The 13,322-nt window shown below is 51.8% G+C and carries 13 protein-coding genes; 10 read left to right on the top strand and 3 right to left on the bottom strand.

Annotation, left to right across the window (positions count from 1 at the left end; genetic code table 11):
- The first annotated feature begins 396 nt into the window (after nt 1–396).
- Nucleotides 397–822: a VOC family protein gene (locus ACTRXD_RS04620; protein WP_442430671.1), complete on the top strand. Its 426-nt coding sequence runs from the start codon at nt 397–399 to the stop codon at nt 820–822.
- Nucleotides 823–1,050: 228 nt separating this feature from the next.
- Here the strand turns inward: ACTRXD_RS04620 and ACTRXD_RS04615 are convergent, their stop codons facing one another.
- The 3 genes from ACTRXD_RS04615 to ACTRXD_RS04605 all read right to left on the bottom strand — a co-directional run bounded on the left by ACTRXD_RS04615 (nt 1,051) and on the right by ACTRXD_RS04605 (nt 4,734).
- The gene (locus ACTRXD_RS04615; protein WP_442430670.1) at nt 1,051–1,662 is read right to left on the bottom strand and encodes a class GN sortase; all 612 of its coding nucleotides are present in this window, start codon (nt 1,660–1,662) and stop codon (nt 1,051–1,053) included.
- Nucleotides 1,659–3,764 (bottom strand): marine proteobacterial sortase target protein, encoded by a 2,106-nt coding sequence (locus tag ACTRXD_RS04610; protein WP_442430669.1) that lies wholly within the window; start codon nt 3,762–3,764, stop codon nt 1,659–1,661. The genes ACTRXD_RS04615 and ACTRXD_RS04610 overlap by 4 nt, the downstream gene beginning before the upstream one ends.
- Nucleotides 3,765–3,864: 100 nt before the next feature.
- Entirely contained in the window at nt 3,865–4,734 is an 870-nt protein-coding gene (locus ACTRXD_RS04605; RefSeq protein WP_442430668.1) for an OmpA family protein, read from the bottom strand.
- 1,051 nt (nt 4,735–5,785) lie between these two features.
- Between ACTRXD_RS04605 and ACTRXD_RS04600 the strand changes: the two genes are divergently transcribed.
- The 9 genes from ACTRXD_RS04600 to ACTRXD_RS04560 all read left to right on the top strand — a co-directional run bounded on the left by ACTRXD_RS04600 (nt 5,786) and on the right by ACTRXD_RS04560 (nt 13,177).
- On the top strand, nt 5,786–5,968 hold the full coding sequence (locus ACTRXD_RS04600; RefSeq protein WP_442430667.1) for a hypothetical protein: 183 nt from the start codon (nt 5,786–5,788) through the stop codon (nt 5,966–5,968).
- The gene (locus ACTRXD_RS04595; RefSeq protein WP_442430666.1) at nt 5,956–6,243 is read left to right on the top strand and encodes a type II toxin-antitoxin system RelE/ParE family toxin; all 288 of its coding nucleotides are present in this window, start codon (nt 5,956–5,958) and stop codon (nt 6,241–6,243) included. The genes ACTRXD_RS04600 and ACTRXD_RS04595 overlap by 13 nt, the downstream gene beginning before the upstream one ends.
- An 808-nt stretch (nt 6,244–7,051) precedes the next feature.
- Nucleotides 7,052–7,972: a gamma-glutamylcyclotransferase gene (locus ACTRXD_RS04590; protein WP_442430665.1), complete on the top strand. Its 921-nt coding sequence runs from the start codon at nt 7,052–7,054 to the stop codon at nt 7,970–7,972.
- A gap of 207 nt (nt 7,973–8,179) precedes the next feature.
- Nucleotides 8,180–9,229 (top strand): hypothetical protein, encoded by a 1,050-nt coding sequence (locus ACTRXD_RS04585; RefSeq protein WP_442430664.1) that lies wholly within the window; start codon nt 8,180–8,182, stop codon nt 9,227–9,229.
- Between the two features lie 271 nt (nt 9,230–9,500).
- Nucleotides 9,501–10,385 carry a hypothetical protein gene (locus ACTRXD_RS04580; RefSeq protein WP_442430663.1) on the top strand — a complete coding sequence of 295 codons (885 nt, stop codon included), beginning with the start codon at nt 9,501–9,503 and terminating at the stop codon, nt 10,383–10,385.
- A 436-nt stretch (nt 10,386–10,821) separates the two neighbouring features.
- A complete protein-coding gene (locus ACTRXD_RS04575; RefSeq protein ID WP_442430662.1) occupies nt 10,822–11,367 on the top strand; it encodes a pyridoxamine 5'-phosphate oxidase family protein in 546 nt (181 codons plus the stop codon).
- 43 nt (nt 11,368–11,410) lie between these two features.
- Entirely contained in the window at nt 11,411–11,938 is a 528-nt protein-coding gene (locus ACTRXD_RS04570) for a gamma-glutamylcyclotransferase family protein (RefSeq protein ID WP_442430661.1), read from the top strand.
- 578 nt (nt 11,939–12,516) lie between these two features.
- On the top strand, nt 12,517–12,825 hold the full coding sequence (locus ACTRXD_RS04565) for a nucleotidyltransferase family protein (RefSeq protein ID WP_442430660.1): 309 nt from the start codon (nt 12,517–12,519) through the stop codon (nt 12,823–12,825).
- Nucleotides 12,815–13,177, top strand: coding sequence for a HepT-like ribonuclease domain-containing protein (locus tag ACTRXD_RS04560; RefSeq protein ID WP_442430659.1), 363 nt, complete (start codon nt 12,815–12,817; stop codon nt 13,175–13,177). Before ACTRXD_RS04565 ends, ACTRXD_RS04560 begins: the two co-directional genes overlap by 11 nt.
- Nucleotides 13,178–13,322: the final 145 nt, after the last annotated feature.

Here is a 13,322-nt window from a genome sequence, read left to right as displayed (position 1 = left end):
ATGGAAGGGGAAACTGCGGAGCTGCCTGAATTTTACGCCAGGAACATCCGGGGAAAACTGGGACCCTTGTGGGGAGCATCTGCCTCCGGGAGCGGTCATACATGAACACCATGCCTACCTCAAGTCACAGCCGACTATTCCGATTACGCCAATTCCGTTGATTCCGGCCCCCGTTCTCGGCGGGGCCATAGGGTAACGTACCAACCCTCCGTACGTCAGGCGTGACGCGTTTCTGATCCCTGGTCTGCTAGAATTTTCAACTTTCCACTATGACACTTTAAATTTCCCTCCCCTTTTAAGGGAGCGGGTGTGGATGAAGGTAAAGGCTTATTCATTAGTAAACCGACTATAGCGTCGTCCCCATTCGTTAACCACTAAAACCAATTGGAGTCTCTGATGAGTCTCTCCCCTTTCCACCTTGCAATCCCCGTACACGACCTCCCTACAGCCCGACGCTTCTATAGTGAAGTGTTTGGCCTGGAAGAGGGGCGCTCAAGTCCGCAGTGGGTTGATTTCAATTTCTATGGCCATCAGTTGGTGATCCACGAGCACCCCAAGACGGCCTCCCAGGATCATGCGCACACGAACCCTGTCGATGGCCGTGACGTGCCGATTCCACATTTCGGGATTGTGCTTGAATGGCCGCAATGGGAAGCACCGGCCGAGCGTCTGAAATCGCGTGGCACCAAATTCGTGATTGAGCCCTACGTCCGATTCAAAGGACAGGTTGGCGAACAGGCCACGATGTTCCTGCTCGACCCCTCCGGCAACGCCATAGAGTTCAAGGCATTCAAGGACATGGGGCAATTGTTTGCCAAGTGAATCGCTCCAGGTGTAGTGGGCAGCCCCCGCCTGACTGGAAACCGATCGACCGCAGCTCGCGATCCGCCATGTGTTCAGGGGCGGCTCTGGCCGATCAGCAGGCGGACACCGCACAACTGTAACCGACCTGTGTTGGCGTGCAGTGGTCGTTCAAACCGCCGGTTCTAGGAAGACTCGGACGCCCGCTTGTGTCCGTACAAACAGGAGAAGACCTTGCGTAATACCCTGTCATGGGGCTATTTCTATCTCTAGCGCCAACATGGCTTCTGAAGTCATTTGAGCGGCCTTTACCACAAATCGCAGTGGTCCTCCCGGCAGAATCGCATCGAAGGGATAACAGGTGATGAGCACCAGGCTGTCATCGGATTGATGATTGAACAGTGGATCGGTTTGACTGTCCACCACCGCGGTATCTTCCACTCTATACGCGAGCCGATTTCCCTGAACGGTGTGCACAATCATGAACTCACCCGGTTGCACCTTCCGCAAAAAAGAAAAATGTGTGTCCCGGTGGCCGCTCAGGATCAGTGACTGAGTGCCGTCAGGAAAAGCACCATGCCTCACCTGTCCCGGTCCAAAAGCTAGTGATCGTCCGCTGGCATCGGCCAGAATGATCTGGTCGATGCCATGTTCTGGAACGAGCAGTCGTCCGACTGGCCAGGTGTCGGCCCATGGCCAGGGTTTGGCCGGTTGCTGGGTCTCGAGTGTCCGGTCCCACGCGCTGTGAAGCAGCCACTGCGCGGCTGTGGCCTTCACGTAAATCCACACACCCTGTCCGATCAGCCAGCCTCCCAGGAGCAATAAGGTCCCTGCCGACAACCAACAGAACCGTCGTCTCATTCGCGTCCGACCTGTTGCCGTGACAAAAGCCAGGCCATCCAGAGCATCAACGTACCTAACAGAAGATACAAGGTGCTCGGTGTAGCGGTTTGTGGCCAGCCGAAGATCGCCTCGTGCTTCATGCCGTGGGGAAGATTGGTTTTCATGGCATGGGAATGAAGCGGTTGGTGTTCAGGCCGGGCGGGAACGGTTTCCACGGCCACCAGACTGGTGTACTTGCTCACCAAATGATGGCGGAGGGCCAGGTCGAGGACGGCCTGCCGGAGTTCCGTCTGCTCGCCTGTTTGAGTCGAGGTCGTGTGAGAATCCATGAGTTGAGAAATTTTTTGTCTGGCCCAATGCACGGCAATGCCTTGGCGGGAAAGTCCGGACGAAAACGGGACCACCCGGTTCCAGGGCAGGGTGCCGTGATGACCGGACACTGCGAGTTGTTCAGGGGGAGTCGCAGTTCGAAACGTCATCATGAGCGGTTCGCCCGCGTAGACATCAGGCAGCGGAGTGGGGAGAAGATCCAGGGTTTCTCCGGCCGGAAAATTTACCGCAAGATTCAGAAAGGCCGGCTGTTCCAATTTCACAAAAAGCCGGTTCATTTTGTCCTGCACCTCCTTAGCGGTGCCGATGAAAGTATAAGTGCCGCGGCCATGTTGGGCGGCCTTTCGCATGAAATGTCCGTTGGGTGCCGAGCCGATGCCCACGGTAAACAAGCGGCTCCGCCCGAGCAGCCGATTGAGTGTTCCCAGTAAAGCTTTCTCATTGCCGATCAGTCCGTCGGTGATAAAAATGACCTGCCTGAGAAAGCCCCGGTCTTCCTGATGTGACAATGCCTGGATCACAGCCGGAAGCATTTCCGTGCCGCCTTCCGCCTGCAAGGTCTCGATATAGTCAAGCGCCAGGTGAGTCGAACGGGGATCAACGGCCCGCGCCTTCGAAAACAATTGTTTCGTGATGGAATTGAACTGAATGATGTTGAATCGGTCCGTGGGAGTCAGCCGCGACACGGCCAGTTTCAGTGCGGCTTTGGCTTGCACGAGGGATGCGCCGGCCATGGATCCTGACGTGTCGATCACGAAGATGACTTCACGCGGTATATCACCCGGCCCGGTTTCGATGAGTTGTGGCGGCAGGAACAACAACAGACCGTAGGTGTCGCCGTCGTGTTCCCCCAGAAACAGTTGAGTTTGGGTTTCATTCGAAGCTTGCGGCGTCCAGGCCAATTCGAAGTCGCGATCGGCAAAGGTGGAAGTGTCGGCCAGCGTGATGTGCGTGCGTCCGTTGGAATGGGTGTCAACCTGAATGGGATGAGTCGGCGACTCCACGCGATCAAGAAGAAAGCCGGGTGCCAGATCGATCTGCAAGGTGAGGGGATTGATGGGGCCTTCGCCGGGATGTTGCACCGGCGGCGTGATCCGTGATGCATCGGGAACCTGATCGGTATTGACGGCCCATCCCACGCCGGTCGTCTGTGATGGCGCTTCGACCATCGACAGGGGAGTGCCGGGACTATAGCGTGGCCCGACCACCATCGGAAATCGGAGAGAAAACCGGCCCTGGTCGTATCGGACCGTATCCTGATATTCAATGTCCACGATGATGGGTTCACCCGGCGCAAGATTCGCGACGGACGCGGTAAACACATTGGATCGTTCCTGCTCCAGGAGACTGGCACGCTGTCCCTTGCGCTTGGCCTGTTCAAATGTGTTCTTGGCTTCGGCCCGTTCTTGAATGATCCCTTCAATCACCCGCTCGCCGATCCGCATGCGCAGGTGATCGACGGCCGCCTGGTCGGGTAACGGAAAGACATAGATGCCCTCGGCCCATTCGGAGCTGGTATTATGAAAGGTTTGTGAGACGGTGGTGCGGACGATCAGCCCGCTGATGGTCGTGGTGACATGGGTGGAGACGGTGGGGGCGGGGAGAATGGGTCCTCCTGACATGGGGCGGATCGACAAGCCATGTGGTATGTCCGGTCCGGCCTGTTGAGAGGGGGCCGTGACGTCAGCTTCCGGTGGTTGAGCGGACACGGGAGGAAGGCCCAGGCAATCCACCACACTGCCGGTGAGCCAAAATGCAAGTGGCAGGAGAATTTGCTTCCAGTAATTCATACCGGCTCCTTTATCGTCATGAAAGGTGAGGGCCAAAACTGTCCGTCAGGGCGGGCCCGGGCCGACCCACAGCAGGGTGAGCCAACCCGGGGTGAGAGTCTTAGGGAAGGGATTCGACAGTGAGGAGTGGATCGGAAGAGACCGATTCCTCTTGAACGTCCTCCTGGAAGGAGACTTCAGTGTCTGAAGAGACGATGGGTGATTCGTCAGTGGTCAGAACGAGTTCTTCACCGGCCGGGCTTTCCGTGTCGGCGGGAGTCATCGACAGTTGGAGGTTTTCTCCTTCTGGTGTGAAAGTCGGAAGCAAGGCCACATGTGCCCGCCGGTTTTGTTCAAAACATTCCGGCGTTTCTTCCTGACAGATCGATCCGTCTTTCCCCAACGTGTCCACCTGGATGGCATCCTCAGCCACGCCAAGAGACAGCAAAAAGGTTTTGACGGACTGGGCTCGCTTGAGCCCCAGGGCACGGTTGTAGGCATCCGGCCCCTGAGCATCGGTATGTCCCACGATGCGGAGAGTGCCGCTCCATCCCTCTGGCCTGTTTTCCATTCGGGTTTGAAGTCTGTCCTTTGCCTCATCGGATAAGGTCGACTCGTTAAACCCAAAATAGACATCCGTCTCTGCCATCGGTTTGTTCTCCCCCGGCCCGGTGGTAGGGATGATCGTATTGGTCACTGGCTCTTCAGCCAGGGCCTGGCTCAATGCCAGGGGGTCGTCAGAAGCGGGTTGGCGTTCGGAAGAGGTAAATGCACTCGCCATTTGCGCTTTATCCATTCCCTGGGAAGCGGTTGCAGGCAGGGGCGTGTCCTCGGAATACATCAAGAGGCCGCCTATCCCCAAGACCAGGATGAGTAACCCGGAGGCGAGGTAGATAATCTCCTTGGTATCCGATGGACCGGCATCGGTCTCAGGGGTTGGGGGCTCCGTGTGATGTTGTGGTGTGGTTGGCTGAGAAATTTTCACGTTCATGGCTGTCTCCTTGTGTAATCGTTTAGTTGTCGTTGGCATTTCCGATCCTGTTGTTGTTTTGCGAACTCATTTGATAATCCGCCCTTTAGCACATGAGAATGTTCACCTCCTTTCCGGGTGTGATTGCGATTGTTGAAACCGTCCTATCGCAAGGGGCTTGCCATGACGATGAAATGAAAAAGCTGTTGTGAAACAGTGGGTTAGGAGTGATACGGCGTTGCTTGATTTGCGGGGATTGCGGGGACGAATGAGTGGATGCGGGGATATCCCCGCATCGTAGGCCAAGCTAGATAAACCGAAGACTCCAATCCTTGGTCATAGCTACGGTCGTAAGAGGGCAATTCTTTTTTTTGCAGATCCCCCGCCTTTGTAAGGCGGGGTTAGGGGAGGTAGAGTCTTTTAATTATTTTTCTCTTCGTTCGTCAGCCTTACAGTTTTTGGAAGGTTTACCGGGTTTCGTCCCGGCGGCCGACCCACTTTTGTTTCGGCAAAAGTGGGCAAAACCATTGACGCCCCGTCTGGCCTCATGAGAGGGGACGGACGCCAACTTTCGGAGGGCGGACCAACTCGCCTGGCTCAAACAAGGTCCGCCAGGGAATCAGAGCGTCCTCCCGTGGGCCAGCCGGCAGGCGTCGGACTAGGGGGACAACCTCGTTTCTCAACACTTACTTATTCGCGCTGAGTTGGGGTAGGGGTGATATACCGTGTTGCCGGGTTTCGTCCCGGCAGCCGACCCACTTTTGTTTCGGCAAAAGTGGGCAAAACCAGTGACGCCCCACCCGTCTCATCAGTTTGATCGGACGCGAAGAAGGGAAGACGGGCTAACTCGCCGGGCTCGGACAAGCCCGTCCAGAACAAGAGCGTCCGATCATGGGACGGGCGGCAGGCGTCGGAGATCTCAACTGAATTGTATTCTGAGTTTTGCGAAGAATCTGGGCACAGACCACCTATGGTTTTTAGGTAGTATGGCATTAGTTGACATGGCCTATACTCTGTCCTACCTTTCCTTACATGGAATCTACATCTATTCCTATAAAAAAGGAGGAATGAAATGGCTGTCAAAGATATTGCCAAACAAGTCATTGACGCATTGCCTGATGAAGCCACAATGGATGACATTATCCATGCCCTTTACGTGAAAACCAAATTTGAACATGGTGAGCGTGAAATCCGGGAAGGTAAAGGGGTTCCCCATGAAACAGCCAAACAGAGACTGCAAAAATGGGTCAAGTAATATGGTCTCCATCTGCTTTGAATGACATAGATGCGCTTGCGGAGTATATCGCGAAAGATTCTGTCGATAGAGCCGCCCTTTTTGTTTCTAGGATTATCGAATCAACTGATCAGTTGCAAAATTTTCCTCTCTCGGGACGTATCATTCCAGAAATAGGTGACAAATCTTCCAGAGAAATACTTTATGGAGTTTATCGCATTATGTATCGAGTTGAGGACAAGGATGTGTGGATCACTGGAGTTGTCCACGGTGAGAGAAACTGGAAACCCTCTTAACCAGCTATTTCAGTATTCATAGTCTCATCGCCTTTAGTTTGGGCAATAACCCCAAAACCACTTCTGCCTGGCTGAGGGAATTTCTTTCCAACAACTCACCCAAAAAAGTTAACCGTCGCCTCGTTGCCTCATTGGAATTTCAGCCCACCCTTTAGTATTCACATCTGCGTTTCCAGGTAGGAATCTCTCTTTAATTCGTCATTCCCGCCGGTTGTTAGCGGGAATCCATCTTGGTTTTTTGCAGTCAAAAACCGACGTTGGGATGACATGCAAATGTGAAGGTACCAACTTTCTCTCGTGTCCTAGCAGATTTCAGGAATGCCGGGGTTTCGGCCCGGCAGCCGAGGTCCTTTTGTTTCGGCAAAAGTGGCCAAAACCAGTGACGCCCCGCCCTCATTAGATTGATCGGACGCGAAGCAGGAAGACGGGCTAACTCGCAGGGCTCAAACAAGCCCGTCGAGAGCAAGAGCGTCCGATCATGGGGACGGGCGGCAGGCGTCGGAGTTCTCACCTGAATTGACATTCTGAGCCACCGGCGAAGAATCTGTGTCCAGCCGAACGACGGTCTTGGAGCTTAAAAAAGGGAACAGGTGGATGGAAGCGTTTTGTTTCAATCTCGAATAAATCTGGAAGAGACACAAACCTTTCCTTGACAAAATTCAAGAATTATTAAACTATGTTTCTGGTTTGGAGGTTAAGAAGGGCTATTGGATGAATCTGCAGTCCGGTGAATGAGCTTTGAACGCATTCAAGAAGTTGGAGTTATGCGTATCCCCCTAATCACTGTTGGGCACCTTGAGAGCATGAGATGAGCAATGAAGGAGAAAAGGCACTGTTAGCTGATGGGTGCATCGTTCATACCCACCCGGTCCCTGCTGGGGAGCTCAGTCGCTACAGCGTCGATGGTGACCCGCATTCAGAAATGGACATAGCCGCCTACGTGCACGGACAGGCGAAAGACGAGACAGTTCAGCACGTCGAGAGGATCAAGCAAGAGATTGTTTTGGGTGAGGCCTATGAGATCTGGGACGTAGCCACCGACAAGAGCCGTTGGTGGGTCTTGACCAATCTGACCAATCTTTACTCTCAGCAGCACTTCCCGAGCCTCGACTACACCCTATCGTTTCACATCGGTTTGATGGCGCGGCTACGGAATCGCTCTGGTCGGGTGGATGCAGATGATCCAAGTCCATTTGATGAGGTCTTCAGACGCGTAGAGCAGGCTGAGAGTAAGAATGATGGCGCGATCGAGCCAGAAGACTTCCAGTCAGTGGGGATGTCGCTTCGCGAAGCGCTTATTTCGCTTGTAGTGGCCGTGCGACGACGGACGGATCTGCCCGGAAAAATCGAGGAACCGCAAGCGGCAAACTTCATTGGATGGATAGAGGTCCTGATGAATCACCTCTGTGGAGGCAGCAGCAATAAGGAGCTGCGTCAGCATCTGAAAAATACAGCAAAGGACACGTGGCAATTGGTTGGGTGGCTGACCCACGACCGAAATGCAAACAGGACGGCCTCTTCGATCGCAATTAATGCATGCCAGACGGTCATTGGACATGTCGTGCAGATTCTTGAGAGAGCACGCACTGATAAGACGGATGAATGCCCAATCTGTAAGTCACGAAAGGTCAGAACCCATTTCGACATTTCCATACAACCTGACGGAGACTATTACGTAAGCTGTGGCGTCTGTGATTGGACCAATCAATCAGAGGCAAATGCGGAGTGAATCTTCAGAGGCTCAATCAGACGTTTAACCCGACGGTCCTGGCTCCTCAAGTTTGCCATTCCAAAAGGTCCGCAGGTTAACTTAGGGGTTAAGCCATTTGTCACCTGAATAGGCTGTCTAGAGAACATGTTCTACTCAAGAAAAATTAACCAAGAAACTAGGAAAGTTGAAGTCTGGGAATGCGAGTGGTCGAACAAAGGCACTGGCATGGCGAGAAAGGATTACCTACGTAAGGTTGGTGATGAAGAAGATATTGAGTTCTCTCACGATGATTATAGTGCTGCCGATGCAGTCTGTTGGGCACCTGGTAGGACCATCGGAAATATTGCGGTTAGTTCAGAGGAAGCCTTCGGTAACTTCGAGGGTACCTCTGGCAATGATGCAATATTGCCCTGCCAAATTATTCCAGCTGGAAAGTTTCGAAATGGTGCCAGTAGATGGTACTGCAAAACCCACCAAATTCATTGGGGCATAAAAGCTGATTACGCGGCAGCGTCCGAATCAGGGGAGGTAAATTGCAGCAATCATCTTACAAAGATGAGCTATGTTATTAATCCACTGGAAATAGAGTTTAAGGATTTCGAGGAGATCGGCATCTGGTGCTCCCTTCCTCCAGGTTTATCAAGCGAATCGATTGAACAAAGGGCGCCGAAAATACATGTTCACAAGAGATTTAGTGGAAAGGAAAGAAAGGTGCTAGACAGGGACTTCGATGCCATTGTCTGCTCTTACAATCAAGACTTGGGCTTATTTGAAAACCCAGAAATTACCAAAATCCAAGTCACACCTCCAGCGGCCTTTGAATTTGTCAGGTCTCTTGAAGAGGGGCGCGAAATGTCGTGCGTTACTTGTAAAAAGTGTGGCTATCCACATTTGGATTTAGGTGATTTTGCGAATAAACCGCATACAAAGCACTTCTGCGGCAACTGCGGAAACGACAGCATTTGGAGTTCAAAGCCAATTGTATCGACTCCATTAAAACCTTTGAATGATCAGTTCAGTAATAGCAATACCTATATAGCCCCAGAAAGGTCACTTAACTTAGACGAATACGCTGGGATCAGATTTGAGCTCTGGGCATCCACGCCTGCCGTCTTATGGACCGCAGGTAGGCCACAAGAGAAAGGGATACATGTACACGTGTACGAAAATGGGCGTCGGCTCATCGACGACACTTTCGGCACTGTGATCTTTCAAGGGAGCAAATTACAGCGGGAAGAGATATGGGAAAATATGGTGCAGAATACTTTGTATTGAGTTCGCCAACAAAGCGTTTCATGGAAATTTAGGTTTGGGTGCCAGTAGGTAGCGCCTGGACGCTGGTGTAAGTCCTACAAAAATCACATGAGTATTCCCGATGACCGATTGTGTGGAATATCTCAAAGAAGAGCTCAAGCAATTCCGACCCATTCAACTTAAAATGGCAACGAATATGGCGTTTTGTTCATAAAATTGACTGCGTGTAATATGGACAGAAATTTTCAGTTCCGGTTCTTATACGGATCAATATAATCATTGCTTGCGGACAATGAAATATATGGGGAGCGAGGGAACGAGGAAGAAAGGTTTATTCAAGAGAGCGATAGCATATTTCCTTACAGCAGCTGGCATTTTTGGCGGGATATTTTTACTCATACAGTACGGCCAGATGCTCGGAAGTAGCAGCCTTGAAGAACACAAGACACTCTACGAACAATCATTATCTCACCTTAGGCATCAGATGGAGCTTCTTTTGGAGCGCCACCAGGTTGAGATCCAAAACCTTCAAGTAAAACTTGAAAATGAGCGGGAAGAAAATGCAAAGTTTCGCGTCGAAATTTCACGACAGCAGAAAGACTTTGAAGCAACACAATCTCAGCTAAATAAAGAACTGTTACAAACGCGCCACCTTAAGGGTACTCTTCAAGAGTTAGAAAAAGACCGTAATAATCTTCAACGCCTGATTGATGAACACCGTCCATTACTGCGTGTTTCTTTTAATGATGCAGAAGCTCCTGGCAAAATTGTGGCCATCGTGAAGAACTCTTCTGAGGACCCACTTCGGATAATTCAGAATCGAGGAATGACTTGGTTAAACGGAATTTCTGGAACTGAGACTTCTAAGGCACAGACAATCCTCCTTCCACCAGGGAATACCAACCACATTTTTACTTTTGAATTAAGTGGAGACCTTATGCCAATTCGTCAAGGCGAAGAGGTCTACCGTGCTGCACTATGCCTTATCTATGAATCTGCATTAGGCAGGGATCGCCGAAGGTGGCGCACAGAGCACTGGTTCGAGTATGAATCTAATCGTCCCAATGGCTATTATGTTAGCTTTTGGAAACAGGATGATGAAATGATTAAGGGCGCGTCAGACAGTTGCGATTTAGAAGGACTAATGCCGTTAGGTTGGCTAGACATCAAAAATTGAGTCTTAGGAGACCGCAGTGGCTCCATTGGGGCATGAATGTTTCGGGGATACAGGATCTTCCACGGCTGGCTTGCAAGCATCCCAATTAAATTCCACTTCCTTCTCTTTCTCTGGTCGACGCCTGCCGTGCGGCCCTCTGATCGGACGCTCTTTATCTTGACGGGCTTGTTTGAGCCTGGCGAGTTAGCCCGTCTCCCCTTCCTCGCGTCCGATCAATCTGATGTGGCCGAACTGGGCGTCAATGGTTTTGGGTCCTTTTGCCGAAACAAAAGGACCTCGGCTTCCGGGCCGAGACCCGGCATCAAATTCAAAATTTTACAGTCAGGGAAATTATCGTTAGGCTACGCTGTAGAAATCCTTAGCCTCTGTGCCCTATTTAGGTATGATCTGAGAAATGGGCAGCGGTGTGAGCAACTAACATCAATGGAGCGTAATCGTGGCTGTTCAATTTCCAGAGCTGAGTGATGAGTTAAGCCGATTTATCGGCGCCCAAAAAGTATTTTTTGTGGCCACGGCTGCCCCCGACGGGAGAATCAATCTCTCCCCGAAGGGGCAGGATTCGCTACGTGTGCTTAACTCTCGCGAGATACTCTGGATGAACTTGACCGGGAGCGGGAACGAAACGGCAGCCCATCTGGCCGAATTCAACCGAATAACCATGATGTGGTGTGCCTTTGAAGGGCCGCCGCGAATTCTTCGCGTCTATGGGACGGCGAAGGTCTTTCATCCGAGGGATGCTCGTTGGGCGGAGTTTTCGACTCAGTTGCCTTCCACGATAGGGACCCGACAATACTTTTTGGTGTCTATTGAGTTAGTACAAACCTCCTGCAGGTATGCCGTGCCTTTTTTGAACTATGTTGAGGACCGTCGTGTGCTTTCAACGTGGGCTGAGAAGAAGGGTGAGGAAGGGATCTCGGAGTATTGGCAAAAGAAGAATCAGCTCAGTATAGACGGGAAGCCGACAGGGATTTTTGAATCGTAGTGTGGTTTAGAAGACGCTTGCTTCTACGAAATTCAAATAAAGGATGAGTGAGAGTTTGCTCTATTATTTGGCCTATGGTTCGAACCTCCACCCTGTCCGGTTACGGGAACGCGTGCCGTCTGCCGAATTGCTTGATGTGGTTGAGTTGAGACACTATCGACTGACTTTTCAGAAAAGAGGGCAGGATGGGTCGAGTAAGTGCAGCCTGGCCCGCACGGGAGACGAATCGGATGGAGTGTATGGGGCCATTTATCAAATTGATTCAACCCATAAACCTATCCTCGACCGTTTCGAGGGGAATGGTTATCATGATAGCCAACTCACGGTAGAATTCCATGGGCAAGCGTACTCCTGCCTGACATACCTGGCTCAGCCATCGTACATTCAGAATAGCCTAAAGCCTTTTCATTGGTATAAGGAACTGATTATTCTGGGTGCCAGGCATTTACGGTTTCCCGATGCCTACGTTCGTTCCATCGAATCGATTGAATCGGTGGACGATCCAGATGAGGAAAGACAGATCCACAATCAAAGTTTAATCGCCCGAATCCTTCAATACTCCAGCTCATAACTCAGGACATTCCTAAGCGAGTAAGGAATATCTCCAGGAAGTGTTCGAGCAATTCCGACCAATTCAGGCTCTGTGGGAAAAACCTCTCTTTCCACTATATGTTTCCTCCCTTTCGCTGTCCGACGCCTGCCGGTCGGCTCCCTGATCGGACGCTCTTGTTCCTGACGGGCTTGTTCGGGCCCCGCGAGTTAGCCTGTCTCCCTGCTTCGCGTCCGATCAATCCAATGAGGCCGGACGGGGCGTCCATGGTTTTGGGTCCTTTTGCCGAAACAAAAGGATCTCGGCTGCAGGGCCGAAACCCGCCATCTATCCCATACCTTTCAAACCGTCCAGTTAGTATAATTATGCCCCTGAAAAGCGGAAATTATTTGACAGTAAACTTGGAGCTGCTCCTCCGTCTTCCGTGTTGGCTAAATTCGTCGCTGGACCCAAGGTGCCTCCGGCCCCGCGCCACCCAGCCGTAGAATCTGTTAGCTCGAGCTAGGGGTGGCCGCTTTTTGAGATTTGTTGAGATCTGATGCTATTATCTTCACCGTCGGCTTTGCGGGTACAATGACTAAAGTGAGACAGACGTTACCGTGATTAGACTACTAGAGACTAAACGCGAAGCAATAGCGGAAATATGCGGGCGTTACGGCGTTGCCCGACTTGACGCGTTCGGCTCGGCGGTTCGCGAAGATTTTAAGCTGGAGAAGAGTGATGTGGATCTGCTCGTCGAGTTCGGACCTATGGAACTGTATGCGCGAGTCGATGCGTACTTCGACCTTCGCGCCGAACTCAGCGCGTTGTTGGATCGGGAAATCGATCTGGTCATGGTCGGGGCGGTAAAGAATCCATACATCTCTCGCGACATCGAACGGACCAAGCAGTTGCTCTATGCCTCGTGACGGGCGAGCCTACCTGGCCGACATTCTTGAAGCCTGCGACGCAATCGAGAGCGCAGTGCGGAACCTAGATTTGACGGCATACCAGGATAATCGTCTTATTCGCTCATCGGTCGAACGGGAATTCATCATAATGGGTGAAGCGATGGCAGCGCTTGCCCGCATTGCGCCCTCGACTTTTAGCGCGATCACGCGGTCCCGCCGGATTGTCGATTTTCGCAATCAACTGACTCACGAGTATTCTACTGTGGATGACGCTCTGGTTTGGGCCATCGTTGTGACAGACGTGCCTGTGCTTCGACGCGAATGTGTGGACCTCATTAAACGTTCTTCATCCGCAGGGGAAGAAACCTAACCCGCGATCGGAGGGGGTGGCGGATGCCGATTGAGTTCGGCGAGGCTGGAAATGATCTTCGCCCGCCACAATCGTAGAGTGTGCGTCATACTAAAAGACTTCCAGCAATCTATATGAGCCAGTATCTTGAATATCTCAAAGAGAT

It is taken from the genome of Nitrospira sp. T9, from assembly GCF_052156535.1.
Lineage (GTDB): Bacteria > Nitrospirota > Nitrospiria > Nitrospirales > UBA8639 > Nitrospira_E.
Note: the sequence above shows the minus strand (reverse complement) of the source record. Positions and strands in the feature narration are given on the sequence as shown.